General features: G+C 55.1%; 26 protein-coding genes, 1 pseudogene and 1 riboswitch. Of the genes and pseudogenes, 9 read left to right on the top strand and 18 right to left on the bottom strand.

The genetic code is table 11. The annotated features are described in order from the left end of the window. Positions 1-7 precede the first annotated feature (7 nt). The 18 genes from H7U36_RS04985 to H7U36_RS04905 form a co-directional block, all read right to left on the bottom strand. A complete protein-coding gene (locus tag H7U36_RS04985; RefSeq protein WP_243426695.1) occupies positions 8-1,534 on the bottom strand; it encodes a DUF1538 domain-containing protein in 1,527 nt (508 codons plus the stop codon). 187 nt (positions 1,535-1,721) lie between these two features. Next, on the bottom strand, positions 1,722-2,585 hold the full coding sequence (locus H7U36_RS04980; protein ID WP_205155769.1) for a bifunctional 5,10-methylenetetrahydrofolate dehydrogenase/5,10-methenyltetrahydrofolate cyclohydrolase: 864 nt from the start codon (positions 2,583-2,585) through the stop codon (positions 1,722-1,724). A gap of 45 nt (positions 2,586-2,630) precedes the next feature. Further along, positions 2,631-3,257 carry a cyclodeaminase/cyclohydrolase family protein gene (locus H7U36_RS04975; protein WP_033126969.1) on the bottom strand — a complete coding sequence of 209 codons (627 nt, stop codon included), beginning with the start codon at positions 3,255-3,257 and terminating at the stop codon, positions 2,631-2,633. A 32-nt stretch (positions 3,258-3,289) separates the two neighbouring features. Then, positions 3,290-4,696: a dihydrolipoyl dehydrogenase gene (gene lpdA / locus H7U36_RS04970; RefSeq protein WP_138304772.1), complete on the bottom strand. Its 1,407-nt coding sequence runs from the start codon at positions 4,694-4,696 to the stop codon at positions 3,290-3,292. Positions 4,697-4,719: 23 nt separating this feature from the next. Further along, positions 4,720-5,718, bottom strand: coding sequence for a lipoate--protein ligase (locus H7U36_RS04965; RefSeq protein WP_205155768.1), 999 nt, complete (start codon positions 5,716-5,718; stop codon positions 4,720-4,722). Then, positions 5,715-7,157 (bottom strand): aminomethyl-transferring glycine dehydrogenase subunit GcvPB, encoded by a 1,443-nt coding sequence (gcvPB, locus tag H7U36_RS04960; protein ID WP_191428531.1) that lies wholly within the window; start codon positions 7,155-7,157, stop codon positions 5,715-5,717. The genes H7U36_RS04965 and gcvPB overlap by 4 nt, the downstream gene beginning before the upstream one ends. A gap of 3 nt (positions 7,158-7,160) precedes the next feature. Beyond that, entirely contained in the window at positions 7,161-8,471 is a 1,311-nt protein-coding gene (gcvPA, locus tag H7U36_RS04955; protein WP_191428530.1) for an aminomethyl-transferring glycine dehydrogenase subunit GcvPA, read from the bottom strand. 41 nt (positions 8,472-8,512) lie between these two features. Further along, positions 8,513-8,896, bottom strand: a complete 384-nt coding sequence (gene gcvH, locus H7U36_RS04950) for a glycine cleavage system protein GcvH (RefSeq protein WP_033126933.1) — start codon at positions 8,894-8,896, stop codon at positions 8,513-8,515. Positions 8,897-8,965: 69 nt separating this feature from the next. Then, positions 8,966-10,054, bottom strand: a complete 1,089-nt coding sequence (gene gcvT, locus H7U36_RS04945) for a glycine cleavage system aminomethyltransferase GcvT (RefSeq protein ID WP_205148668.1) — start codon at positions 10,052-10,054, stop codon at positions 8,966-8,968. A gap of 114 nt (positions 10,055-10,168) precedes the next feature. Next, positions 10,169-10,266, bottom strand: a riboswitch (glycine riboswitch). Positions 10,267-10,386: 120 nt separating this feature from the next. Next, positions 10,387-10,830 (bottom strand): ACT domain-containing protein, encoded by a 444-nt coding sequence (locus H7U36_RS04940; RefSeq protein WP_087174092.1) that lies wholly within the window; start codon positions 10,828-10,830, stop codon positions 10,387-10,389. Positions 10,831-10,846: 16 nt separating this feature from the next. Continuing rightward, a complete protein-coding gene (locus H7U36_RS04935; RefSeq protein ID WP_138304760.1) occupies positions 10,847-12,178 on the bottom strand; it encodes a phenylacetate--CoA ligase family protein in 1,332 nt (443 codons plus the stop codon). A gap of 42 nt (positions 12,179-12,220) precedes the next feature. Beyond that, on the bottom strand, positions 12,221-12,640 hold the full coding sequence (locus tag H7U36_RS04930) for an ACT domain-containing protein (protein WP_138304758.1): 420 nt from the start codon (positions 12,638-12,640) through the stop codon (positions 12,221-12,223). A 36-nt stretch (positions 12,641-12,676) separates the two neighbouring features. Then, positions 12,677-13,255, bottom strand: a complete 579-nt coding sequence (locus tag H7U36_RS04925; protein ID WP_033126928.1) for an indolepyruvate oxidoreductase subunit beta — start codon at positions 13,253-13,255, stop codon at positions 12,677-12,679. Beyond that, positions 13,255-15,009 carry an indolepyruvate ferredoxin oxidoreductase subunit alpha gene (gene iorA / locus H7U36_RS04920; RefSeq protein WP_033126927.1) on the bottom strand — a complete coding sequence of 585 codons (1,755 nt, stop codon included), beginning with the start codon at positions 15,007-15,009 and terminating at the stop codon, positions 13,255-13,257. Before iorA ends, H7U36_RS04925 begins: the two co-directional genes overlap by 1 nt. A 1-nt stretch (position 15,010) precedes the next feature. Next, positions 15,011-16,321, bottom strand: a complete 1,311-nt coding sequence (locus tag H7U36_RS04915; RefSeq protein ID WP_033126926.1) for a phenylacetate--CoA ligase family protein — start codon at positions 16,319-16,321, stop codon at positions 15,011-15,013. A gap of 208 nt (positions 16,322-16,529) precedes the next feature. Then, on the bottom strand, positions 16,530-16,754 hold the full coding sequence (locus H7U36_RS15130) for a hypothetical protein (RefSeq protein WP_052084180.1): 225 nt from the start codon (positions 16,752-16,754) through the stop codon (positions 16,530-16,532). A 69-nt stretch (positions 16,755-16,823) separates the two neighbouring features. After that, on the bottom strand, positions 16,824-17,984 hold the full coding sequence (locus tag H7U36_RS04910) for an Hsp70 family protein (RefSeq protein ID WP_243426694.1): 1,161 nt from the start codon (positions 17,982-17,984) through the stop codon (positions 16,824-16,826). Positions 17,985-18,099: 115 nt separating this feature from the next. After that, entirely contained in the window at positions 18,100-19,593 is a 1,494-nt protein-coding gene (locus tag H7U36_RS04905) for an IME_Rho_tet family element recombinase (protein WP_441761930.1), read from the bottom strand. Between the two features lie 119 nt (positions 19,594-19,712). On the opposite strand from H7U36_RS04905, the gene H7U36_RS04900 reads away from it, so the two are divergent. The 9 genes and pseudogenes from H7U36_RS04900 (at position 19,713) to H7U36_RS04860 (ending at position 25,853) form a co-directional block, all read left to right on the top strand. Next, positions 19,713-19,931, top strand: a complete 219-nt coding sequence (locus H7U36_RS04900; RefSeq protein WP_058118389.1) for a hypothetical protein — start codon at positions 19,713-19,715, stop codon at positions 19,929-19,931. A gap of 128 nt (positions 19,932-20,059) precedes the next feature. Continuing rightward, positions 20,060-21,004: a DUF6017 domain-containing protein gene (locus H7U36_RS04895; RefSeq protein ID WP_058118388.1), complete on the top strand. Its 945-nt coding sequence runs from the start codon at positions 20,060-20,062 to the stop codon at positions 21,002-21,004. A 36-nt stretch (positions 21,005-21,040) separates the two neighbouring features. Then, positions 21,041-21,514, top strand: a complete 474-nt coding sequence (locus H7U36_RS04890) for a PcfB family protein (protein WP_002604484.1) — start codon at positions 21,041-21,043, stop codon at positions 21,512-21,514. Further along, positions 21,511-21,810: pseudogene (locus tag H7U36_RS15580) on the top strand (recombinase); the annotation flags it as partial. The gene H7U36_RS04890 and the pseudogene H7U36_RS15580, both read left to right, overlap by 4 nt. 56 nt (positions 21,811-21,866) lie before the next feature. Continuing rightward, on the top strand, positions 21,867-23,717 hold the full coding sequence (locus H7U36_RS04880) for a recombinase family protein (RefSeq protein WP_206197938.1): 1,851 nt from the start codon (positions 21,867-21,869) through the stop codon (positions 23,715-23,717). Positions 23,718-23,795: 78 nt separating this feature from the next. Beyond that, positions 23,796-23,975: a transposon-encoded TnpW family protein gene (locus H7U36_RS04875; RefSeq protein ID WP_005930684.1), complete on the top strand. Its 180-nt coding sequence runs from the start codon at positions 23,796-23,798 to the stop codon at positions 23,973-23,975. A gap of 134 nt (positions 23,976-24,109) precedes the next feature. After that, positions 24,110-24,406: a P-loop NTPase family protein gene (locus H7U36_RS04870; protein WP_005930687.1), complete on the top strand. Its 297-nt coding sequence runs from the start codon at positions 24,110-24,112 to the stop codon at positions 24,404-24,406. Positions 24,407-24,591: 185 nt separating this feature from the next. Further along, positions 24,592-25,425 carry a methyltransferase domain-containing protein gene (locus H7U36_RS04865; protein ID WP_002584969.1) on the top strand — a complete coding sequence of 278 codons (834 nt, stop codon included), beginning with the start codon at positions 24,592-24,594 and terminating at the stop codon, positions 25,423-25,425. 131 nt (positions 25,426-25,556) lie between these two features. Continuing rightward, a complete protein-coding gene (locus tag H7U36_RS04860) occupies positions 25,557-25,853 on the top strand; it encodes a DUF3847 domain-containing protein (RefSeq protein ID WP_016147288.1) in 297 nt (98 codons plus the stop codon). Positions 25,854-25,971 lie beyond the last annotated feature (118 nt).

Raw genomic sequence — 25,971 nt, 5'->3', positions numbered from 1 at the left:
TCCTTCCCTATAATTCAATGATCGCGTCATCCGCATAGGCATCCAGGGATACGACCTGGCCGGCTGCCGCGGCGGCATCGGCGCGTTTTTCCTGCAGTTTGTAGATCAGCCCAATCACCTGTATGGTGATGAGGGGAGTCATGGCCACCATAGCCACCACGCCAAAGGCATCCGCCACAATGTCTCCCCCCACGGAGAGGCAGGCCCCGGTGGCAAAGGGCAGAAGGAAGGTGGCTGTCATAGGGCCGGAGGCCACTCCGCCCGAGTCAAAGGCAACCGCCGTAAAGATCTTCGGCACAAAGAAGGACAGAAGAATCGCCGCCACATAGCCGGGCACCAGCAAATAGAAAATTGAAATGCCCGTCAGCACCCGCAGCATGGCAAGTCCCACGGATACAGCCACACTGATGGAAAGTCCGGTCTTCATGACCTTTCCCTCGATAGCCCCGTCTGTCAGCTCCTCCACCTGCTTTGTCAGCACGTACACAGCGGGCTCTGCCATGACGATAAAGTAGCCGATCACCATGCCGATGGGAATGATGATCCACCGGTAGGGCAGCGCCGCGATCATCTGGCCCAGATAATTTCCCGCAGGCATAAATCCCACGTTCACGCCTGTCAAAAACAGCACCAGGCCAATGTACGTATAGAAAAGTCCCACTAAGATCTTGATCAGGGGACGCTTCTTCAGTTTCAGTGAAAAAAACTGGAATAATCCGAAAAATACAACGATCGGCAGAAGTGAAACCGCGATCTCTCCAAAATATTCCGGAAGCGCGTGTAAAAACAGCTGTCCCAGCTCTACAGAGTTCTCCACCTCCGTGATGGAAGACATGCTGTAGGCTCCGCCGTCTGTCTCAAAGATCAGCCCCAGGATGAGCACAGCCAGAATGGGCCCGATGGAACAGAGGGCTACCAGTCCAAAGCTGTCGTCCGCCGCGTGCCGGTCGCTTCGGATGGCGGCAATACCGATACCGAGAGCCATGATAAAGGGTACGGTCATAGGTCCTGTGGTCACTCCCCCCGAGTCAAAGGCAACGGCCAGAAAGGATTTCGGCGTCAGCGCGGCCAGCGCAAACACGATCACGTAGAAGAATACAAGCATGCGCGACAGCGGAATGCCAAACAGCATACGCAGAAGCGCTACAACGAGGAAGATCCCCACCCCGGTGGCAACAGCCAGGATGATCACCATGTTGGGGACCGCCGGAACCTGTTCCGCCAGAACCTGCAGATCCGGTTCCGACACGGTGATGATAAAGCCAAGGACAAAGCCAAGGATAACCATCACCCACAGCTTCCTGGAGCGGGTCATGCTGCTTCCCACCCGCTCTCCCATGGGAGTCATGGCCATCTCAGCTCCCAGGGTAAAAAACATCATTCCGATCACCAGCATCACGGCTCCGATGATATATTCCAGCATAATGCCAGGCGAGATGGGAACGATGGTAAAACACAGCGCCAGCACGATAATGATGATCGGGAGTACTGCGCTGACAGCCTCTTTCAGCTTTTCCTTCAGTCTTTCTTTCAATTCGATTTTATAGTGTCCTGTTTCTGTGTAAGATGTACTGCCTCTGCTCAAAAATCGTCTCCTTTCTTTTGCTGTGTCAAATTGCTAACTTTATTAGTAATTATACATGGAAAAGGCAGCCCTGTCAAATCCAACCGGGCTGCCCGCAGCGCTCCCGCGCCTTTTTACGCTGACTATACAGTATTTTCTATACTCTCTTTTGTCCGCTCAGGGTTTCCGCCGCCCGGACTACATGCTGGGCCAGCACGGAAGTGGTGACGCTCCCCACGCCCCTGGGCACGGGACTGGTAAAGGATGCCTTGGGCTCTACCGCCTCAAAGTCCACGTCCCCGCACAGGTTTCCCTCCGGGTCCATGTTGATGCCCACATCCACTACGACGGCGCCCTCCCCTGCCATGGAAGCGCCCACCATTTTCGCCTTTCCCGCAGCGGCCACCAGTATCTCCGCATCCCGGCACGTCGCGGCAAGGTCTGCTGTCCTGGTGTGACAGATGGTGACTGTGGCATGCCGACCAAGGAGCAGCATAGCCAGAGGCTTGCCCACCACCATGCTCCTTCCGATGACAGTCACCTTCTTCCCCTTCGGGTCAATGCCGTAATGGTCCAGCATCTCCATCACCGCCTCCGGCGTGCAGGGCGCATAGCCGCTGGCATCCCCGGAAAAGATCTTCGCTATGTTGACAGGGCTCATACAGTCCACGTCCTTGACCGGATCGATGATCCGCGTCAGAGGCTCCTCGTCCAGGTGTCTGGGAAGAGGCCGCAGCACAAGAATTCCGTGCACGGATGAGTCCCTGTTCAGCGACTTTAGCGACTCCTCCAGCTCTCTCTGGGAGACATCCTCCGGAAGCTCCACCACCTGGCAGCCGATGCCTGTCAGCTCCATTCTCTTTTTGGCTCCCCTCTCATAGGAGAGGTCGTCCGGCCTTGCCCCTACCCGCAGGATCGCCAGCTTCGGCTCTGTTCCTCTCTCCTTCAGCGCTTCTGTCCTCTGTATCAGGCGCTCCTTCATGGCCTTGGCCACTTCGGTTCCCAGCATCACTGTTCCCATCTTTTTGTCCCTCCTGTGTTGTAATCTGCATGTTGTATTACCGCTTTATTTTACACTCTGAAGCACCTGGCTGTAAATACGCTCTTTCTTCTCCCGCCCCTCTGCGATCATCCGGTCAGCCCGGGCGTTCAGCTCCTCCGCCTGGCTTCGGTCCTTCATAAGGCGGGTGTTGATAAAGACATTTAAGGAGGCACCCTCCAGGGCCGCCTGGGCGAAGAGGATGCCCACCCCCACGTCGCTTAGGGCCAGCCTGCTGCCCTTCTCCCCCAGCGTCTCCAGCAGATCCATGGAGGAGAGCACGGTCTCCATGATCTCCATGGGGACCACGCTGGCCTCATAGAGGGCAGACTCCATGATCTTCTCCCTGGCCGCCTTCTCCTCCTCTGTGTTTTTCGGGAGACCGTAGGCCCTGGACAGGGGCTCAAAGGCCTGGGCATCCCGGTCTGTCAGTGTGACCAGCCTGTCCCGCAGCCTCTCCAGCTCCTCCCGGGCCGCCAGGATCTCCTCCTCCACTGCCGCGTATTTCTTTTTCCCCACAGTCAGGTTTGCCACCATCATGCCAAGGGCAGCCCCGAAGGCTCCCACAGCCGCGGAGGCTCCCCCTCCCCCGGGCACGGGGGCTTTGGAAGACAGCTCCTCAAGAAACTTTGTAGTCTTCATCTCCAGCATCATCATTATCCTTCTCCTTCTCTTTTTGTCTCTGTCTATCTCTTCTTTCTGGGCATCACATGGATGGCTCCGCCCTCCAGCTCCTCCAGGGCCTCCGCCACACCCTCGTTGTAGGTGGGATGGGGACGCATGGCCCTGAGCACCTGGGAGGCAGTCAGATGGTTGGAGATGGCACTGACAAACTCACCGATCATGTCAGTGGCCCGGCCGCACATCATCTGAGCGCCCAGTATCTCCTCTGTCTCTTCGTGAACGACCACCTTGATAAATCCTCTCTCCTCCTTTGAGATGAGGGATTTCCCGTTGGCGCTCATGATAAATTTTCCTGTCCGCACAGGAATTCCCTGCGCTTTGGCGGTCTCCTCGTCCAGCCCCGCCGAGGCGATCTCCGGCTCCGTGTACACGCAGCCCGGCACAACGGACAGATCCACGGAGGGTTCCTGCCCCGCCAGCAGCTCCGCCAGAACCATGCCCTGGGCGCTGGCAGCGTGGGCCAGCTGGGCACCCGGGATCATATCCCCGATGGCGTAGACGCCGGGAATGCTTGTGGCAAACTTCTCGTCCACAAGGATACGGCCCCGCTCCATGTCCGGAACCGCGCCCTCCCCGAAAAGTCCCTCTGAGGCGGGCCGCCTCCCCACGGCGCAGAGCACATACTGTCCGGAGACAGTCTGCTCCTTTTCCTTCTCCTCAAACCGGCAGACAAGCCCCCCTGGCTCCTCCTCCACAGACCGGACCGCCGCCCCGGTGTGGATATCCACTCCTCTCTTCTTCAGGACCATTTTTAAATTCTGGGAGATTTCCTTATCCATGTTCGGCACCAGCCGGGGCATGGCCTCCAGGATCGTCACCTTACATCCAAGAGAGGAGTAGATGGTGGCGAACTCCACGCTGATGACCCCTCCCCCGATGATGACCAGGCTCTCCGGCACCTCCCGTAGCCGGAAGAGCTCGTCGCTTGTCAGAACGCCCGGCAGATCCATGCCCGGGATAGGCAGGATAACAGGCCTGGAGCCGGCCGCCAGCACCACATGCTCCGCCTGGTACACCTGCCTTTCCCCGTCCTTCTCCACTTCCACCTGTCTTCCCGGCAGGAGCTTTCCTCTGCCCTCCAGACAGGTCACTGCGTTGGCCTTAAAGAGCTGCTCCACTCCCTGCACCAGCTGATCTGTAGTCTCCTCCTTGTAGGCCAGTATCCTGTCAAAGTCATAGCTGGCTTCCTCTGCCTTTATCCCGAACCGCTCAGCCTGGCGGATCTCCCGGTAGAGCCCGGAGGCGTGGAGCATGGCCTTGGCGGGAATACAGCCCCGGTTCAGGCAGGTGCCGCCTGCCCGGCTCTCCTCCACGACAGCCGTCTTAAGTCCCAGCTTGGCGGCCTTGATGGCGCACACATAGCCCCCCGGGCCTGCGCCTATGATGATCAGATCAAATCTTTCTTCCATTTTCCTGTTCTCCTCTTGTTTTCCTATATATCCGCCGAAGCGATCCACTGGATGACATCCCGCAGCATCTCTGTCTCAGCCGGGTCAGCCGGATGGAACAGGCCCAGCTGCCGGCAGAGCTCCTCCCTGCTGTACCTGGCATGCTTCAGACAGGCGGGCAGAGCCAGGATAAAATCCGGCCTGAGTGCGTCGGAATAGACCGCCGCGTCTGTCACCTTCCCCTGGTCCACCTTGAGCTCCAGAGAAAGGCTCCCCCAGGAAAACCGGTGGGACAGCTCAAACTGGAACTCCAGACTGCGGCCGAATTTCCACTCCCAGGACGCAAAGCGCTCCTCGTCGGCCTTCAGCCTCTCCCCGTCCAGCTCCTCCTCTGTCAGGGGAGTGCTCCTCCGGCCGTACACCTCCTCAAAGGCCTGCCGCAGGGCCGCCTTCAGCCTTTCTATCGTCAGATCCGGGACAAATTCTCTCAGGTTCACCACCCTGGAGCGGACAGAGTCCACCCCCTTGGACTTCAGCTTCTCCCTGTTCACCGTGAGATAGTTCCCCAGCACCTCCTTGTCCACGTCCACCATCAGCGTGCCGTGATGATAACAGTGATCCCCCTGCTCGTAGTAGGCGTTCCCTGAGAACTTCCGCCCGTCTGCCAGAAGGTCGTTCCTCCCCGACCGGACGGCCGGGATGCCCAGGGCTCTGACTGCCCGCAGGATCACCTCGGTCTGCTTTTCCACACTGTAGTTTTTCTTTCTCACCAGAAAGGTAAAATTCAGGTTTCCCAGATCGTGGTAGACAGCGCCGCCTCCGGAGAGGCGGCGGGCCACATACCCGCCGTCCTCTTCGAGGCGGCTCACCTTACACTCTTTCCAGGCGTTCTGGTTCCTCCCGATGACGACAGTCCTCTGGTTCTGCCAGAGATACAGGATGCACTCCCTCTCCCCGCAGGTCTCCAGAAGATATTTTTCCACAGCCAGATTGTGGTAGGGCACAAACTGCCTGCTCTCTGTGTATCTGATTGTGTCGATCATGCTTCTCCCTCTGCTCCGAAATCATAGGTGAGGACCGGATGTCTAGCCGCCTCCACCTCGTCCAGCCTTGTGACCGGCGTGGTGACAGGCGCCGCGTGCAGCTTCTCCGGATCTGTCTTTGCCAGCTCATACAGACTGCGGAACACCTGGATGGCGTCGTCCAGCGTCTCCTTTGACTCCGTCTCCGTGGGCTCCACCATGAGAGCCTCCTCCACGATCAGCGGGAAGTACATGGTCGGCGGGTGGATGCCGTTGTCCAGAAGTCCCTTGGCAATGTCCATGGCCGAGATGCCGGTCTCCTTCTTCAGGTCCGCAAGGCTCATGACAAACTCGTGCATGCAGGTCTCGTCATAGGCCATGGTGTACAGATCCTTCAGGGCGCATCTCATGTAGTTGGCGTTCAGCACCGCATTCTGGCTGGCCTCCTTAATGCCCTCTCTCCCCAGAGTGAGGATGTAGGTGAGAGCCTTCACCACAACAAGGAAATTGCCGTAGAAGCTCTTCATCTCTCCTATGCTCCGGGACGGCTTTTCAAACCGGTAGGGGGCCTCCCCCGTCACGAGCACGGAGGGAAGGAAGTCTGCCAGCAGCTCCCTGCATCCCACCGGGCCGCTTCCCGGGCCGCCGCCGCCGTGGGGCGTGGAAAAGGTCTTATGAAGGTTCAGGTGAACCACGTCAAAGCCCATATCACCCGGCCGCACTGTGCCCATGACCGCGTTCAGGTTCGCCCCGTCATAATAGCACAGTCCGCCGCACTTGTGTACGATATCTGTGATCTCCAGGATATTTTTGTCAAACAGGCCCACTGTGTTGGGGTTGGTCAGCATCAGGCCCGCCACATCGTCCCCGGCTGCCTCCCGCAGCTTCTCAATGTCCACGCAGCCCTCTGCGTTGGACGGAATAGTCACCACCGAGTAGCCTGCCATGGCCGCGCTGGCCGGGTTGGTGCCGTGGGCAGAGTCGGGGACGAGGATCTTGGTCCTTTTGCTGTCCTTTCTGCTCTCGTGGTAGGCCTTGATGAGGAGAAGCCCGGTAAATTCACCGTGGGCCCCCGCCGCGGGCTGGAAGGTCATGCGGTCCATACCGGTGATCTCACACAGGTATTTCTCCGCCAGGTGCAGCACCTCCATGCATCCCTGCACCGTGTCCTCTCCCTGGAGAGGATGGATATCGGTAAATCCGGGAAGGGAGGCCACCGCCTCGTTGATCCTGGGATTGTATTTCATTGTACAGGAGCCCAGGGGATAAAAGCCGTCGTTGACCCCGTGGGTCTTCCTCGCAAGCTCCGTGTAGTGCCGGGATATCTCCACCTCGGACAGGGCGGGCAGATGGAGCTTCTTCTCCCGTCTGTCTCCCTCCGGCAGGCCCACTGTCTCCACATCGCAGGGAGGAAGCTCAAGGCATCCTCTGCCCGGTCTGCTCTTTTCAAATACTAACATGCCTTACACCTCCTTCAGGATGCGGACTGCCTCGTCCATCTCTTCTTTTGTGTTCATCTCCGTGCAGCACCAGAGGATCCGGTGATCGTCCAGGGCAAGTCCCCCCAGGATTCCATGCCCCTCCAGCGCCTGCAGCGCCCGGCCGGACTCCTTTTCTGACACGGTCACGAACTCGTGGAAAAACTCGCCCCTGTTCTCCAGCTCAAAGCCGGCCTCTCCCAGCCTTTTTGCAAAGTAGTGGGCCTTGGACATACAGGAGGAGGCGGCTCTTTCAAGCCCCTCGTTTCCCATGGCTGTCAGGTAAACGCCCACCGCCAGGGCGCAGAGAGCCTGATTGGAACAGATGTTGCTGGACGCCTTCTCCCTGCGGATGTGCTGCTCTCTGGCCTGGAGAGTCAGCACGTAGCCGGTCTTTCCGTTCCGGTCCTTCGTCTGTCCCACGATCCTGCCAGGCAGCTTGCGCATCATGGCTCTGGTGGCAGCCATAAAGCCCAGGTAGGGTCCTCCAAAGGCGAGAGGAAGCCCCAGGGGCTGTCCCTCTCCCACCGCTACGTCGGCCCCGTACTCGGCCGGTGTCTTCATAATTCCAAGGGAAATAGGGTTCACGCTCATAATGAATTTGCCCCCTACCTGGTGGACCGCCTCCCCGATCTCCTCTGCAGGCTCCAGGTTTCCGTAATAGTTAGGGTGCTGAATGAGAACGCAGGCGGTCTCCCCCGCCAGCCGTTCCTTCAGCCACTCCACATCCGTCACGCCGTCCTTTTCCGGTATCACCTCCAGCTCCATCCCGTTTCCAAAGCAGTAGGTCTTTACCGTCTCCAGCGTGTAGGGGAGAACGGCGGCAGATATGTAGGCTTTGCCTCGCTTCCTCTCCCTGCACATGGCCACTCCCTCTGCCGCGGCTGAGGCGCCGTCATAGACAGAGGCGTTGGACACGTCCATCCCGGTCAGGTCGCAGATCATGGTCTGATACTCAAAGATAGACTGGAGAATTCCCTGGCTGATCTCCGCCTGATAAGGGGTGTAGGCAGTCTGGAGATTTTCCTTGGATGTCACGCTGCCCACCACGGCCGGGATATAGTGGCGGTAGGCCCCCGCTCCCCGGAAAATGGTGGGGAACACTTTATTTTTTGCAGCAATGGACTGCATCTTTCTCTTTACTTCCAGCTCAGAAAGCCCTGCAGGTATGTTCAGTCCGCCCTTCAGCTTCACCTCCTCCGGGATATCCCGGAACAGGTCGTCCATGGACTCATAGCCGGCGGTCTCAAGCATTGCCTGCCGTTCCTCCTGGGTGTTCGGCACATAGCTTCCCATATATTTTCCTCCTTCTGTTTTTCTCCTTTGCCCGTATGCCCTTATGCGTCCTTCTCGCTCTCCACAAACGCCTCATACTCCGCCGCTGTCAGCAGCTCCTCCCGGTCAGAAATATCCTTGACTCTGACAAACCAGGCATCGTAGGGCGCCTCATTGATGGACTCCGGCGCGTCCAGAAGCTCCTCGTTCACAGCACTCACCACGCCGGTCACAGGGGAGTACACATCTGACACGGCCTTGACAGACTCCACATCCGCGAAGCTCTCCCCGGTAGTTACCTCGTCGCCCTCCTCCGGGAGATTGACGAACACAAGATCCCCCAGCTCAGACTGGGCGTAGTCTGTCAGTCCGATGAGGACCTCCTCGCCCTCCTCTTTTACCCACTCGTGTGATTTTGAATACAGCAGTCCCTCTCTTAATTCCATGATCTTTTCTCCTTTCACTCTCTATGCTCTGTTTGTTTCTCCTGTTGCTCTCTTTATATCTCTGTTATCCTACTTACTTCTCTTGTAAAACGGAAGGGGCACGATCTGGGCCTCAACCCGGCGTCCTCTCACGTCTGCCTCCACCTTTGTCCCCGGCTCCGTGCAGTCCGCGTCCACCAGAGCCATGGCCACCGGGCAGCCCAGATAGGGACAGTGGGTCCCGGATGTAGTGTGGCCGATAAGCCGGTCGCCCAGGTACACATCCTGGTGTTCTCTTATGATGCCCCGGCCGGTCACCGTCAGTCCAATGCGCTTTCTCGCCGGTTCTCCCTTCTCCTCAAGAGCCTTCTTCCCGATAAAGTCCTCCTTTGTCATCTTCACGGCAAATCCCAGGCCGGCCTCAAGTGGTGTCACCTGTTCGTCCATCTCGTGGCCGTAGAGGGGCATAGCCGCCTCCATCCGGAGAGTGTCTCTGGCTCCCAGTCCGCAGGGGATGAGTCCCTCCTCCTTCCCGGCCTCGAGAAGAGCGTCCCACATCTCCTGGGCCCTTGCGCTGTCCAGGTAGATCTCCACCCCGTCCTCGCCTGTGTAACCGGTCTTTGAGATGATACAGGGAATACCCGCGGCCTCCGTGTCAAACACAGCGTGATAGTATTTCTTCGGGATATTTTCCTCCGGGGCGAGCTTGCGCAGGATCTCCATGGCCTTCGGGCCCTGAAGAGCCAGCTGGGCGTACTGGTCTGATACATCCGTGAATGTCACTTCCCCGAACTGATGGTCCAGCATCCACTGATAATCCTTGTCCTTGTTGGCCGCATTGACTACAATGAAATAATCCTCCTCGCCCTTTTTGTATACGATCAGATCATCCACCGTGCCCCCCTGCTCATTGCACATGGGGCTGTATCTGGCCTGACCGTCCGTCAGGTTGTCAAAATTGTTGGTCAGCATCATCTGCAGGTTGGCCAGGGCGTCCTTCCCCTGACAGAGGATCTCTCCCATGTGGGACACGTCAAAGAGACCCGCCTGGGTGCGCACTGCCATGTGCTCCTTGATCACTCCTTCCTTGTACTGTACCGGGAGAAGGTATCCCCCAAAGGGCACGATCTTTCCGCCCGCCTTCACATGCGCCTCATAGAGCGGTGTTTTCAATTCCATTCCTACTTTTCCTCCTTTGCCGGACTTACATTTAAGAGACAGATAAAATAAAACAGGGAGAGACTGTCCCCTTCATATGAAATCAGTCTCTCCCTGTCTGTTCATCCAGAGCCTCGTCCGGACCCAATACCTTTGCCTGAGAGTTTCAAGTGTCCCCTTGCCCCTTCGGCGCTGCCTCTGATATATGTGACAGTCTCTCTTGGATCCTTCACCCGATCATTTGTCTCATTAAATCTGGCTCTATTATAACCGCCCGTGAATTTTCTGTCAACATTTGTTTTTTTATTTGACATTTCGTACAATTGTCTATTTTTTCACAACTCTGCAGTTTTTTACACGTTAGCCCGGTATGCCTCGTCTGCAGTATACACGTCAAAGCCGCTTCCCTTCAGGATATCGATCACTCTTCCCGGCTCATCGCTCTTGAGCACTGCCGCGGCGTCGCTTCCGTTGGCAAAGGCGTACATGTACTCAATGTTGACCTCGCCCTCCACAAGCTGGTGCATGGCTTTTGCCAGCGAGCCCGTGGCGTGAGGCACCCGCAGGGCCACCACGTCCGTGAGCATGGCCGTGATCCCCTCCTCCTTCAGGACCATCCGTCCCTTGTGGGGGTCCGATACGATCATCCGGAGCATACCATACTCGGAGGTGTCCGCCAGGCTGAGGGCCACGATATTCACGCCGCCCTTTGCCAGCGCTGCCAGCACCTCGTCCAGACGTCCCTCCCTGTTCTCCAGAAATACGGATAACTGCTGTACTGTATTACTAATTCCCATGATATTCCCCTCCTTCTTACATCTGCCTGTTGTCGATGACGCGCTTGGCCTTGCCTTCGCTTCTCTGGATGGTCTTCGGCTCTACCAGCTTCACGCGGACAGATACGCCGAGCGCCTGCTTCAGCACAGCCGCCACCTTGTTCTTCAGCTCGTCCAGCTTGCGGATCTCGTCGGAGAAATATCTCTCGTCCACTTCCACCATGACCGTGAGCACATCCATGTTGTTCTCTCTGTCCACGATCATCAGATAGTGAGGCGCTACGCCGCCGCCCATGGACAGCAGGGCTGTCTCCACCTGAGTCGGGAATACATTGACGCCGCGGATGACCTTCATATCATCGGTGCGCCCTGTGAACTTGTGGATCCTCGCAAGCGTTCTTCCGCACTTGCAGGTACCGTGGGTCATGCTTGTCAGGTCCTTTGTGCGGTACCGGATCAGGGGCATGCCCTCCTTGGAGAGGGTGGTAAATACCAGCTCTCCTGTCTCACCGTCCGCGCAGGGCTCATAGGTGGCAGGGTTGATCAGCTCCGGATAGAAGTGATCCTCGTATACGTGAAGTCCTTCGTGGTGGATGCAGTCCAGAGCAACGCCCGGCCCGGTCACCTCGCAGAGACCGTAAATGTCAAAGCAGTTGATGTGGAGAATATCCTCGATCTTCTTCCTCATCTCCTCCGTCCAGGGCTCCGCGCCGTGGATGCCGGCCTTCAGCTGCATGTGATCCACAAGGCCTGCCTCCTGGATGGACTCGGCCAGATAGAGGGCGTAGGACGGAGTGCAGGCAAATGCGGTGGCTCCCATATCCTCCATACACATCATCTGGCGCTTGGTATTTCCCGCAGACATGGGGATGGCCATCGCGCCCAGGGCCATGGCGCCGTAGTCAAGGCCCATTCCCCCTGTGAACAGCCCGTAGCCGTAGCAGACATGGATACGGTCCTCGTTTGTAAGGCCGGCCATTGTAAGACCTCTTGCCACACATTCTCCCCACACCTCTGTATCATATTTTGTGTAGGACGCGATGGTCAGCTTTCCTGTTGTCCCGGACGTCCCCTGCACGCGCACGATCTCGCTCTGTGGAACTGCCAGCAGTCCAAATGGGTAATTCTCCTTCAGGTCCTCCTTTGTGGTGAAGGGCAGCTTTCCGATGTCCTCTATCCCCTTGATGTCGCCGGGCTCCACGCCCTTCTGCTGCATCTTTTTCCGGTAAAAAGGCACGTTCTCATACACCCTCTTTACCTGCTTAACAAGCTTTTCACTCTGCAGGGCGCTCATCTCATCCCTGCTCATACACTCAATCTTCGGATCCCTGATCCTCTCCTGCCAATTCTCTAATGATACTCCTGCCATTTTCTTTTACTCCTATTCTTAATACTTTTGGCGCAGCCAGACCTACAGGTCTGACTCGTCTACCATCTTCACACCTGCATCCTTAAGAATGGAAGCTGCTTTCTCATAATCGTCGGTGCTGAAAACCAGAACCGGAGCGCGTCCTTCGCGGATTACAAATGAATAGATGTAGCGCACATTTATGCGGTTTTCTGCAAGTACTGCCAACATCTGATTGAGATTGCCTTTTCTGTCCTCCAGCTCTGCGCCGATGACATCGTTCACACGCACGACAAATCCCCTCTCAGTGAGATAACCCTTCGCCTCTGTTGGCTTATCGACTACGAGACGAAGGATCCCAAACTCCGGAGTATCAAAAGACGCGACGGCCCGGATGTTGATGTGCGCTTCTGTGAGCTTTGATGTGACCTCCATCAGGCTGCCCGGCTTATTCTCCACGAAAACTGATAGCTGCTTGATCATGTGACACCTCCTTTTTTCTGGTCCTTAAAATCTATATCATCTTGCAGTAAGGTGATATCCTGTGTCAAATGCCTTCCTGTTGATATCTATTGTCTTTGGCGGCACTGTATTTTCAATGACCCTGTACCAGTCCTCCTTGCTGAAATCCATGTGCTGCGCCGCCACGCCCAGCACGATCATGTTGAACACCTTTGGATTGCCCAGCCTCTTGGACTCCTCCGTGGCGTTGACCGCGTACACCTTGTGGGTCTTCCCCAGCTCCTCCAGGATGCCCTCCGGATAGCTGGCGCTGCCGATCACGACAGGCATGGGGTCTATCCTCCAGTCATTGACTACAAGGGCCCCGTCCTTTTTGAGGAAATGGGCGTACCGCATGGCCTCCAGTCTCTCGAAGGCGATGATCACGTCCGCCTGCCCTTCCTCCACGATGGGCTCCGCCACCTTGTCTCCGTAGCGCACAAAGGTGACAACGCTTCCGCCCCTCTGGGCCATACCGTGCACCTCGGACAGCTTCACGTCATAGCCCCCGGCGATGGCCAGCCCTCCCAGGACACGGCTGGTGAGCAGGGTCCCCTGGCCGCCCACGCCTACGATCATAATATTTTTTACTGCCATTATCTGTCACCTTCCTTTACCAGTTCGATCGCCCCGAATTTGCACAGCGACTGACACAGTCCGCATCCGGTGCACATCGTATCGTCAATATGGATGGTTCCGTCTTCGTTTCTCGTCATGGCCGGACATCCCGGTTTCATGCACATGCCGCACTTCTTGCATTTGTCCGCATGTACAGTGTAGAGAGGCTTCTTCGCCTTGGACAGGAGCACACAGGGGGTCTTTGTGATGATGACCGACACCTCGTCCCTTGCCACCTCTTCCCTGATGGCCTTCTCCAGAGTGTCAATGTCCAGAGCATTGATCTCCTGCACGTGCTTCACGCCCAGTGCCCGGCAAAGTCCCGGGATGTCGATGGCGTAGGTGGGGTCGCCCTGGAGCGTCTTGCCCGTGGCCGCGTGGTCCTGATGTCCTGTCATTCCGGTGGTGGAATTGTCCAGGATGATCACCGTTCCCGTGGCCTTGTTGTACATCATGTTCATGAGGGAATTGACACCTGTATGTAAAAATGTGGAGTCGCCGATGACGGCTACCCAGTTTTTAATATAGTCTTTGCCCTTCGCCTTTTCCATTCCGTGGAGAGTGGAAATGCTGGCACCCATACAGACGGTGGTGTCCACCACGCTCAGCGGCGCTACCGCTCCCAGCGTATAGCATCCGATATCGCCTGCCCCGTGTATCTTCAGCTTGTTCAGCACATAATAGACGCTGCGGTGGGGACATCCCGGGCAGAGGATAGGCGGGCGTCCCGGCACCTGGGCCGGCGCATCAAGCTGCAGGTCCTCATGGAGGATGGCTTCCCTGAGCATATTGGCGCTGTACTCGCCCTGCACGGTAAAGATCTCCTTGCCGATGGCTTTAATGCCCCAGGACTTCACCTGCTCCTCGATCACCGGATCCAGCTCCTCCACGATATAGAGCGTTTCCACCTTTGACGCAAAGTCCTCGATCAGCTTTCTCGGCAGAGGATTGACCATGCCAAGTTTCAGCACGGATGCCTCCGGCAGCACTTCTTTTACATACTGGTAGGGAATACCGCTTGTGATGACGCCGATCTTCGTATCGTTCATCTCCACCCTGTTGATGGAAAGTGTGTTGGCTGCCTCAGCCAGCTCCTCCATCCGCCTCTCGATGACCACATGGCGCCCCTTCGCGTTGCCTGGCATCATGACGTTCTTGGCCGGGTCTCTCTCGTAGGGCTTATCCGGCACTTCCTCTCTCTCACACAGCTCTACCAGCCCCTGGGAGTGGGCCAGCCGGGTAGTGGTCCGGTACACGAAGGGCCGGTCAAACTGCTCGCTCAGGTCAAAGGCCAGCTTCATGAACTCCTTTGCCTCCGCGCTGTCGGAGGGCTCCAGCACCGGCAGGTGGGCCGCCCTTGCCACCATCCTTGTGTCCTGCTCGTTCTGGGAGCTGTAAAGTCCCGGATCGTCGGCCACCACGATGACAAGGCCCCCGTTCACTCCCATGTAGGAGACGGTGTAGGCCGGGTCTGCCGCCACGTTAAAGCCCACGTGCTTCATACAGGACATAGCTCTCGTCCCCGCTATGGAGGCGCCGATAGCCACCTCTGTGGCCACCTTCTCGTTGGGAGACCACTCGCAGTACAGGTCGTCTCTGTACTGTACAAGATATTCGCTTATCTCCGTGCTCGGCGTGCCCGGGTAGGCGGCTGACACCTTCACTCCCGCCTCGTAGGCGCCTCTGGCAATGGCCTCATTGCCGAGCATGATCACTCTCTTTGACTCTGACATTTTACAGTCCATCCTTTCTCAAATCTGTCACTCTCTTTGCCTTTCCCTCAAACCGCTTCAGGGAGTAGGGAGCCACCAGCTTGATCTGGGTGGCAAGGCCCAGCTGGGACTTCAGTCCCTTCCTGATCTTCATCTCCAGCTCGCTGAGCTGCGCGTAGCTGTCAAGCAGCCTGTCGTCCACCAGCTCCACGGTGATGGTCATGACATCCAGCCGGTTCTTTCTCTCCACCAGTATCTCGTAGTGGGGTCCGATCTCCGGTATCTGGAGCAGCACCTCCTCGATCTGGGTCGGGAATACATTCACGCCTCTGATGACCAGCATGTCGTCCGCCCGGCCGGAGATGTTCTCCATGCGCACGGTCGTCCTTCCGCATCTGCAGGGCTCATACATGAGCCTTGTCATATCCCCTGTCCGGTAGCGCACAAGGGGCAGCGCCTCTTTCCCGAGACAGGTGACCACCAGCTCGCCTCTCTCTCCGGGAGGCAGCACCTCCTCTGTCTTTGGGTCGATGATCTCCGGGATAAACCAGTCCTCGTTGACATGCATGCCCACAAGCTCCTCGCACTCTCCGGCCACGCCCGGGCCGCACAGCTCGCTCATGCCGTAGTTCTGGGTGCACAGAAAGCGCTGGCCCCACACCTTGTGCATCTCATCCCGCATGGGCTCCGTCATGCCCTCGCCTCCGAAGAGACCGATGTGCACCTTCAGATCCTTCTCCGGGTCCAGGCCTCTCGCCCGTATCTCCTCCCCCAGGTGGAGCGCATAGGAGGGGGTGGCCACCAGAAGGGTCACGCCCATATCCTGCAGGAACATGATCTGCTTCTTCGTGTTTCCCGAAGACATGGGAATGACAGACGCGCCGATCTTCTCAAGACCTCCATGGAGTCCCAGGGCCCCTGTGAAGGTCCCGTATCCAAAGGAAATCTGGGCCACGTCATCGGCTGTGGCGCCGCCCATACAGGCGATGCGGGCCACGTTTTCCAGCCACATGTCCAGGTCATTCCTTGTGTATCCCACCACCGTGGGCTTTCCTGTGGTCCCTGAGCTGGCGTGGAACCTGACCAGCTCCTTCTTGTCCACGGCAAAAAGCCCCATGGGGTAGTTGTCTCTGAAATCCGCTTTGTATGTAAAGGGCAGCTTCGTCAGATCCGCCAGTGTCTTTATATCCTCCGGCTTCACCCCTGCCTCGTCCATTTTCCTGCGGTAGGGAGCAACCCTCTCATAAATATAGGGCACCGTCTCCTTCAGCTTCTTCAGCTGGATCGCTTCTATCTCGCCTCTTGGCAGGGTCTCTTCCTTCGACCAGATCATGACATTTCCTCCTTCAATTTTACGCTTCCGCGTCGTGCTTCCCTTAGTATAGCACAATACTTTCGCAAGTTAAAGCATTAATTTGCGAAAAATTTAAAATCCCCCGCCCGAAAGGCCCCTGCTGATTTCTCTTTTCGTTTTAAGAAAATAATACTCCAAAGAGTGTTGAAATACAACTGACTCTCCGGAGTATTATTTAAGCAAGCGTCTACAGACTCCCGGCGCTCTCCTCGAGCTGGCGCACAGCCTCCCGGATCTCCGCGAGCTGCTCCTCTGTCACCTTGTCCAGGCGGCACTTCATAGTCAGCTTGTTCAGTCTGTTCACGTCACCCTTCACCTGCTTTTTCGTCCCTCTGTCCAGGTCTTTTTTCTTCTCCTTCAGCTTCCGCTCTGTCTCCGCCATCAGCTTCCGGGCCTCTCCCAGGATCTCCACCGCGTCCTTTCTCGTCTGATCCTGCCCGGCGTAATCCCGGGCGTCCCGGATGGCCTGCTGGATCTCATCCTAGGACATGCTGTCGTTGGAGGTAATGGTGATGGACTGCTGCTTCCCTGTGTCCAGATCCCGGGCAGACACCTTCAGGATGCCGTTGGCGTCAATGTCAAAGGAGACCTCGATCTGGGGCACGCCGGCGGGAGCCGCCTTGATACCCTTCAGCCTGAATTTGCCGATGGTCTTGTTGTCCCTGGCCATGGGGCGCTCCCCCTGGAGCACATGGATATCCACGGAGCGCTGGTAGGGAACCGCTGTTGTGAACACCCTGGAATACCGGGTGGGAAGGGTCGTGTTCCTCTCTATCAGGCGGGTGGCCACGCCGCCCACAGTCTCAATGGACAGACTCAGAGGGGTCATGTCCAGAAGGAGCAGGCTCTTGCCTGTTCCTGCCGCCACCAGACTGTTCCCTTCCAGGGTGCTTCCCAGGATGGCCGCTCCTTTCGCCACGCACTCGTCCGGGTTGATGTTCCTGGAGGGCTCTTTTTCCGTCAGCAGCCGCTCCTTCTCCTGGACAGCCGGAATTCTCGTGGAGCCTCCCACCAAGAGGACTCTCCCAAGCTCCGCCGGGGCGATGCCCGCATCGCTGAGGGCGCCGCGCACCGGCCGGGCCGTGCGCTCAATGAGGTCTCCTATGAGCTCCTGGAGCTGTCCTCTTGTGAGGGTCAGATCCATGTGCAGCATCTCCCCTCTGTGCTGGGTCAGATATGGGAGCGTGATGTGGGCGCTCTCCGACGCGGACAGCTCCTTTTTGGCCTGCTCCGCCGCGTCCTTCACCCGCTGCATGGCCCCGAAGTCGCGGGACAGGTCTGCCCCTGTCTCCTCCTTAAAGCGCCTCACCAGCCACTGGCTGATCCTCTCATCAAAGTCATCGCCGCCCAGGTCATACACCATCACCTTCTGGGGCTCCCCGTGGTTCAGCCCGTAGGACATGGCCGCGCTTGTGGGCTCGTTGATGATGCGCTTTACGTTCAGGCCGGCGATCCGTCCCGCGTCCTTGGTGGCCTGCCTCTGGATATTGTTGAAGTAGACGGGCACTGTAATGACCGCCTCTGTCACCGGCTCCCCCAGAAATTTCTCCGCGTCCTCCTTCAGCTGCATCAGCACCATGGCGCTGATGGTCTGCGCCTTGTAGTCCGTCCCGTCAATGCGCACGCTCCACTCGGTTCCCATGTGGCGCTTCACAGAGCTGATGGTTTGCTTATGTGTGATAAAGAAGCAATAGAAGTGCAAAAAATTTTGCCGTTCCTATCCGACACTTGGCCATTGTGTCGGATAGGTCGGGCGGTTATTCGGGCAAGTCAATCTTGCCGACAAAGCTGTAATAAATCTCAATGTCCTGCCTGCGGGTGCCGTTCTCATCATAGCTGCACTCATGCACCACAATTTTCTCGATCATTTCCCGCAAGAGAGTGGGGGTCAGTTCTTCAAAGGCAAGGTGCTTGCGGACAATGCCCATAAATTTCTCGGCGTTGACGGTAGCTGCCTGTGACTTGTCCAGTTCGGCTTGCAGGGCGGCGGCTCTCTTTTTCAGCTCCGCTTGCTCGGCTTCGTAGTCAGCCGACAGTTCCATGAAACGCTCATCGCTGATTTTGCCGTTTACATTGTCCTCATACAGCCGCTTGATAATGCGGCTGATTTCAGAAATGCGTTCCTGCGCCTGTTCAAGCTGCTTGATGGCTGCGGCGGTCTTTCGCTTGCCGCCGATCTCGTTCTGCTGGACAAGTAGTTTCACAAACCGGCTCTCATGCTTGGCTGCGTATTCGGTCACTTGCCGGAGATTTGCCAGGACACCAGCGGTCAACAGATCGGTGCGGATAAAGTGCGCCGTACAGTTGCGGGTGCGCTTCTTGTAGCTGCCGCAGATGTAGCAGTCCTGTTTGCGGTCTTTGTTCTGATACCGCTGCTGATACAGCACATGGCCGCAGTCGGCGCAGAACAAAATCCCGGAGAACAGCCCCACTTCATCGTAGCGGTTCGGGCGTTTGCGCTGTTTGCGTAACTCCTGCACCCGTTCCCATGTTTCCTTGTCGATGATCGGCTCATGGTGGTTCTCGAAAATGGCCTGCTTCTCGACGGGGTTCTCTATGCTGTGCTTGACCTTATAAGAAGGCTTTTCCGTTTTGAAGTTCACCAGACATCCGGTGTACTCTCGGTTTTCGAGGATATGAACGACGGTGTTGGTCGCCCATTTGCACTCATAGCCTGGGTGATAACGGCGGGTGCTGCCTGTCCGCTGATATTCCAGCGTCCCCGGCGTGGGGATTTGCTGCTCCGTCAGCATACGGGCAATCTTGGTCGGGCCGTTCCCGGCAAGGCAAAGCTGGTAAATCTGCTGCACCACCGGGGCGGCTTCCTCGTCTATAATAAAATTCTCGTCCTCGTCCATCACATAGCCGTAAACCGGCTTGCTGGTAACAGGCTTGCCGCTCATGCCTTTTGACTTTTTCACTGCCTTGATTTTCTTGCTCGTATCTCTCACCAGCCATTCATTGAACAGATTTCGCAGCGGGGTAAAATCGTTGTCCATGCCCTCGCTGGCACTGTCCACATTATCGTTGACAGCGATAAAACGCACACCCTTTTGAGGGAACAGCATTTCCGTGTAAAACCCTACCTGCAAGTAGTTTCGCCCTAACCGGCTCATGTCCTTGACGATGACCGTACCCACTTTCCCGGCTTCAATGTCCGCAAGCATGGCTTGAAATCCGGGCCGCTGGAATAATGAGGTGTGATAGCGATAGCGGCAAAAAGCTAATAAAATCAATGGTTTTGCGGACAGCGGATAGACAGGGAATGTGTTAAAAACTGAATACGCACACAAGCGGCGTTACCTTAACCCCTTTTGGGGAGAAAGTAACGCCGTTTTTTTATGCCCGCAGGAAAGGAGGTACAGCCGGAATGTATTTCATAAAAGGCAAGCAGCGGGCATTTGAACTGCTCATGCAGCAGAAGCCGGGATTTGACCGCTATCAATCCGGTTGTGCCGGAGATGATGAAGATTGCGGCACTTGCCGTTTCTACCGCCCCGGGTGGAAATATGAGTTTTGCGTTTTCAAAGAGTGTCCCTATTGCCCCGGCAAAAGGACGCGGAAAACGCCCGCCAGCATGGACAAATAGACGGGCAAAAGCCCTTGTGTCATGCGGCTTTGCAGACGCGAAAACGGCAAAGGGCATATTGCAATACCAAAACAGCCGAAAACGGCTTTCTAATTGTCCACGCAGACCAAGAGAGGAAGTGAGGAAAAATGGCAGTTTTCAGAGTGGAGCGAAATACGGGATATACCGTTATGAGCAACCACCACTTGCGAAACAAGGAATTGTCCTTAAAAGCAAAAGGCTTGCTTTCGCAAATGCTGTCCTTGCCGGAGGATTGGGATTATACCCTTGCGGGCTTATCCCATATCAACCGGGAGAAGATCGACGCAATCCGCGAAGCGGTAAAGGAACTCGAAAAAGCCGGATATATCGTGCGCAGCCGGGAACGCGACGAAAAGGGACGCTTGCGGGGCGCGGATTACGTCATATACGAGCAGCCGCAGCCGCGAGAGCCGGAAGCAGCTACCAGCGTCGGACAGCCGCCTATATTGGATTTACCTGCGTTGGAAAATCCAACATTGGAAAATCCAACGTTGGAAAAACCTACGCAGGAAAAACCTACGTTGGAAAATCCAACGCAATTAAATAAAGATATATCAAGTAAAGAAAAATCAATTACTGATTTATCAAGTACCCATTCCTTTCCATTCCATTCCCTAAATCCCTTGCCCTTTGAGCAGGGCGAAGCGGCTTCGCCGCCGGAAAGGAAAAGAACGGAAGCGAAAAGCAATAGCGCAGTAGAGATTTACAGGGAGATTATCAAGGACAATATCGAGTATGACATTCTCATTCAAGACCCCAAAATGGACAAAGACCGCCTAAATGAGATTGTTGACCTCATGCTGGAAACCGTCTGCACAGCGCGAAAGACAATCCGTATTGCCGGGGACGACTACCCCGCCGAACTGGTGAAATCCAAATTTTTGAAGCTGAACAGCAGCCATATTGAGTTTGTTTTGGATTGCATGAGGGAGAACACAACCAAAGTGCGCAACATCAAGCAGTATCTAAAAGCGGTGCTGTTCAACGCGCCGAGTACCATTGACAGCTACTATACCGCCCTTGTCAATCACGACTTATACGGCGGCGAATGAGCATAGCCGCATTTTACCGGGAAAGGAGTTGATACCTTGCAGGAGGAAGTAACCCAAAAAACGATTGCCCTATACGTCAAAGTGGGAAAAGGCGCGGCGCGGCTTACCGAACAGGCGTTGCAGAAAGCAATCCAAAAGTTTTTGGAGCAGAAAAGCAAGCCCGCGCATGGGAAACAGACCATGCGGCAGCTTATGAAGCAGAACGCGGGTGTTTCCAACATCGAGATCACCGACAGCAATATTAAAGCCTTTGAGAGTACGGCGAAGAAATACAACATAGATTTTTCGCTGAAAAAGGTTAAGGGCGAGCAGACCCGCTACCTTGTGTTTTTCAAAGGCCGGGACGCAGACGTTATGACCGCAGCGTTTCAAGAGTTTTCCGCAAAGAAGCTGAACAGGGAGAAAAAGCCCTCTATCCGCAAAGCCCTTGCCGCTGCAAAGGACAAGGCAAAGCAGCTTAACGCCGCCCGCGACAAGGTAAAGAAAATGGACAGGGGGCGCGAGATATGAAGCAGATTAACTACAAAAAGCTAATACTTCCGAATATCCCCTATGTGTTCTTTGTCTATCTCTTTGATAAAGTCGGACAGGCGGTGCGGCTTGCCCCCGGCGCGGATATTTCCGCAAAGATACTGAATATCACGCAGGGATTTTCCGCAGCCTTTGAAAGTGCCTTGCCGAGCATTTACCCGCTGGATTTGCTTGTCGGCATTGTCGGCGCGGTGATTATCCGCTTGATTGTCTATGTCAAAGGGAAAAACGCGAAGAAATACCGCAAGGGCGCGGAGTACGGCTCTGCCCGATGGAGTGCATAATTTTAAGTGTAAAGGACACCTACATGGACGCACAGGAGGTTATGCACATGACTGATTATAGCAAAATTACCGCCCTTTACTCCCGCCTTTCCGTGGGCGACGAGGACAGGGACGGCGGTGAGAGCAACAGCATACAGAACCAAAAAATCTTTTTGGAGAACTATGCCAGAGGACAGCACTTAACCAATATCCGGCACTACATTGACGATGACGAAAGCGGCAGATTTTTTGACCGTTCTGCCTATTCCCGCATGATGGACGATGTAGAAAACGGAAAAATCGGTGTCTGCATTATGAAAGACCTGACGCGCTGGGGGCGCGACTATCTCCAAGTTGGCAACGCTATGGAGATATTCAGACGGAACAATGTGCGCTTTATCGCGGTCAACAACGGGATAGACAGCGAGAAGCCCGACACATTGGAGTTTGCGCCCTTTATCAACATCATGTCGGAGTGGTACGCAAAGGACATCAGCAAGAAAGTAAAGACCGGCATTAAAACGAAGGGCATGAGCGGAAAGCCGATTGCCACCGAAGCCCCCTACGGCTATATGAAAGACCCGGACAACAAGGATTTTTGGATAATCGACGAGGAAGCCGCCGAGGTTGTGCGCCTTATTTTCCGTCTGTTTATCGGCGGGAAGAACCGCAACCAAATCGCCGTATATCTGACGCAGGAGCAAATCCCTACCCCTACTTTCTACATGAAAGACCGGGGACGGGGAACGTGTAAAAACAAGGCGCTCAATGAGGATAACCGCTACAAGTGGAACAAAGTCACCTTGACCCATATCCTCACGCGGCAGGAGTATTGCGGCGATGTAGTCAACTTCAAGACTACAAAGCATTTCCGGGACAAGCGGAACCACTATGTAGACCGGAGCCAATGGCAGATAACCGAAAATGTGCATGAGCCGATTATTGACCGCGCCGACTTTGAAACCGCACAGCGGATTTTGGAAAACGCGCCCGTCAGACGCCCCAACGGGGACGGGGAAATCCACCCTTTGTCGGGCTTGCTTTTCTGTAAGGATTGCGGCGCAAAAATGCACATCCGCATAGATTACAGGAACGGCGGCAAGCGGCATGTTGCCTATTGCAGCGAGTATCACAAGGGGAAAGCCAAAAACCCCAAGTGCCATTCCCCACACATCATCGACGCGGACTTGCTCATGCAGACCGTCGCGGAAGTGCTGAAGAAAATCGAGGACTACTCTATCAGCAACCGGGCGGAGTTTGAAGCCTTAGTGAAAAAGAACCTTGCCATGCAGCAGACCGACCAGACCAAGAAGCAGCAGAAACGTATCCCGCAAATCACGACACGCCTTGAACAGATTGACAAGGTGCTGAATAAGCTCTATGAGGACAACGCCCTCGGCACTATCCCGCAAGACCGCTATGAGCAAATGTCGCAAAAATATTCGGAAGAATACTACACACTGAAAACGGAGCTTGCCACACTCCAAGAGCAGCTATCCGCTTATGAGAACGCGGGAGGGCGGGCGCAGAAGTTTTTGAAGCTGACGGAACGCTATGCCGCCTTTACTGACCTGACCCCCGCCATTCTCAACGAGTTTATCAGCCGGATTGAAGTGCATGAGCGCGACAAGAAAAGGGCAAAACAGGCTGTTCAGCACATCGGGATATATTTTAACTATATCGGCAGATTTGAGAACGAAGTGACGCAGCTTGCAGAGCCTACGGAGCAGGAAGTCCGGCAAATGCGGGAGGAAATCGAAGAAGCCCAAAAGGAAAAGAGCCGCGCCTACCACCGGCAGTATTCAAGGGAGTACCGGGCGCGAAACCTTGAAAAGCAACGGGAATATGACCGCATGAAAGCGCGGGAATACCGGGCAAGGAGAAAGGCGCAGGCCGCCGCCGCAGCACCCGCACAGTAAAACAGAATACCGACAACTAAGAGGGATTTTCCGGGCTACGGGAAATCCCTTTTTCGCGCCCGGAGAAAGGAGCCGCCTATGGCAGAACAGACCCCCGACAGTATCATCACGACACAGAAGAACGGACAGACCATCGTTGCGGAATTGTTTTTCAATCACAGCGGCACAGAAACATTCCGCGACAAGCTGCTCAAAGTGATACTTGCCGACAGCTTGCAGGACGGTCAAGAGCCGGAAAAATCGGAAATTTTGCGATAACAGCCGCCCCGACGATACATTCCCCGTCCGGGCGGTTTTTATCGTCAAAAACGCCGTTTTCTCCAAGTCAAGAGCCGGAGAAAACACCCGAAAAATGCCCCTATTGCGTAACAGGGGCGCAGAAAGGAGAGTTTATGCGAACAGGGCTTCCCAAGCAAAAAAAGACCACAGACATCTGGTTTGATGAGAAAGACCCGTTGATCCATATCCGTACCCACAATACCGACTTGAAGAAGCGGCTTGCCGCCTATGCCGAGCAGCACCCCGATGTGTGCCGCCAGACCGACGCAGACCCGGAAACGGGCTGCATGGAGTTTGACATTGAGAAAGGCCGCTTCTCTTTCCGTCTGACCGCCCCATACAGCGAGGAACGGCGGGAAGCGGCGCGGCGGTACGCCAGAGAGAGCAACGCCGCCGACAGGCTGAAATAGAGTGGAAATGTTCATAGTTTTGTGCTATACTTTTTCTAAAAGCAGAGTAATACTGCGGAATTGATTGGAGGACAACACAATGGTTACATTTATGAGATTAAGATAAAACCGCGAGTTATGTTGCGGTTATCCGTATTGCATAACTCGCTTATTGAAGCAGAGATGTAATTACGGAGGAAAAACAAATGAATAATAATTTATCACGCTTTGCAGACAGCAAGGTTTATTTTCAATGCCCAATTTGCACAAAATCAATGGATATACAAGGCAATAGCCTAATTTGTAGACATGGACATTGCTTTGATATTTCAAGATATGGGTATGTAAATTTGTTGTTAAAATCATCGCCCAAAACCAACTACAGCAAGCGGTCTTTTGACAACCGGCACCAAATTTTGGAGTATGGCATGTATGATGTTGTGTTGGAGAAAATCATACAGTTTATTTCTGATACGCCATCTATAAGAAACATTTTAGATGTTGGTTGCGGCGAGGGTTTCTATGCAAGGCAGATACAGCAAAGAACAGAACGAAACATCTTTGCCTTTGACTTGTCAAGGGAGGCAATACAGATTGCATCAAAAAAAGACAAGCGCAAAGCAGTGAAGTGGTTTGTTACTGACTTATCAAAAATCCCTTTGAAAGACGGAAGTATGGATTGTATTTTAGACATATTTTCGCCTGCACACTACAAAGAATTTCAGCGATTGCTATCTCCTAACGGATATGTTGTGAAAGTAATTCCTACGAAAAATCATTTGAGGGAAATCAGGACTAAAGTGCAAGCACACTTGAAAAATCCAGATTATTCAAATGAGTCTGTCGTTGAATATTTTGAGAAATATCTTAAAACCATTTCAAGAGAAACGGTTTCAGCCACCGTACAGTTGTCATCAGAACAAAGAATGTCGTTTATTGAAATGACGCCGCTTCTCTTTTGCGTTGAAAAAGATTGCGTTGATTGGCGTACTCTCACACATTTGACAATCGAAGCTGATGTTTTAATAGGAATGTATTAAAGGGCGTATTGATATTTAATATTCCCATTTATTGAGCAGAACGGAGTAAACCAAACACCCTAATCAAAAGGACAGCCGAGGAAATCGACTGTCCTTTTTCTATGCCGACAGGTAGAAAGGAGTGACCACCCATGACGAAACCGAGAGAAAAAAACCGCGAGGAATTGCAAGCCGAGATTGAGGACGGGAAGAAGAAAATCCGGCAGCTTGAAAACCGGGAAAAGGTGTTGCGGCAAAAGTTATCCCAAGAGGAACGCAGGACGCGCAGCCATCGGCTGATCGTCCGGGGTGCGGTCTTTGAGAGCATTGTGCCGGAAGCCAAGACCATGACCGACGAGGAAGCCGCCGCCTTTCTCCGGCTTGCCTTGACGAGCGAGGAAGCGCGGGCTTATCTGAAAAAACGCACCAAGGGCGGGAAAAGCGAATAATCCCTTTGGCACAAAGGGCGCACTTATACACCCTTACGGGTGCGTGCGCTCTGCCGAGGGCTTGTCGGCACAGAGAGAAAGCCGCTTGCTTCCCTCTCTGACCGACATTGGCGGCTTT

Source organism: Faecalicatena fissicatena (assembly GCF_016900595.1).
Classification (GTDB): Bacteria; Bacillota; Clostridia; order Lachnospirales; family Lachnospiraceae; genus Claveliimonas; species Claveliimonas intestinigallinarum.
This window is presented reverse-complemented; position numbering and strand designations above follow the sequence as displayed.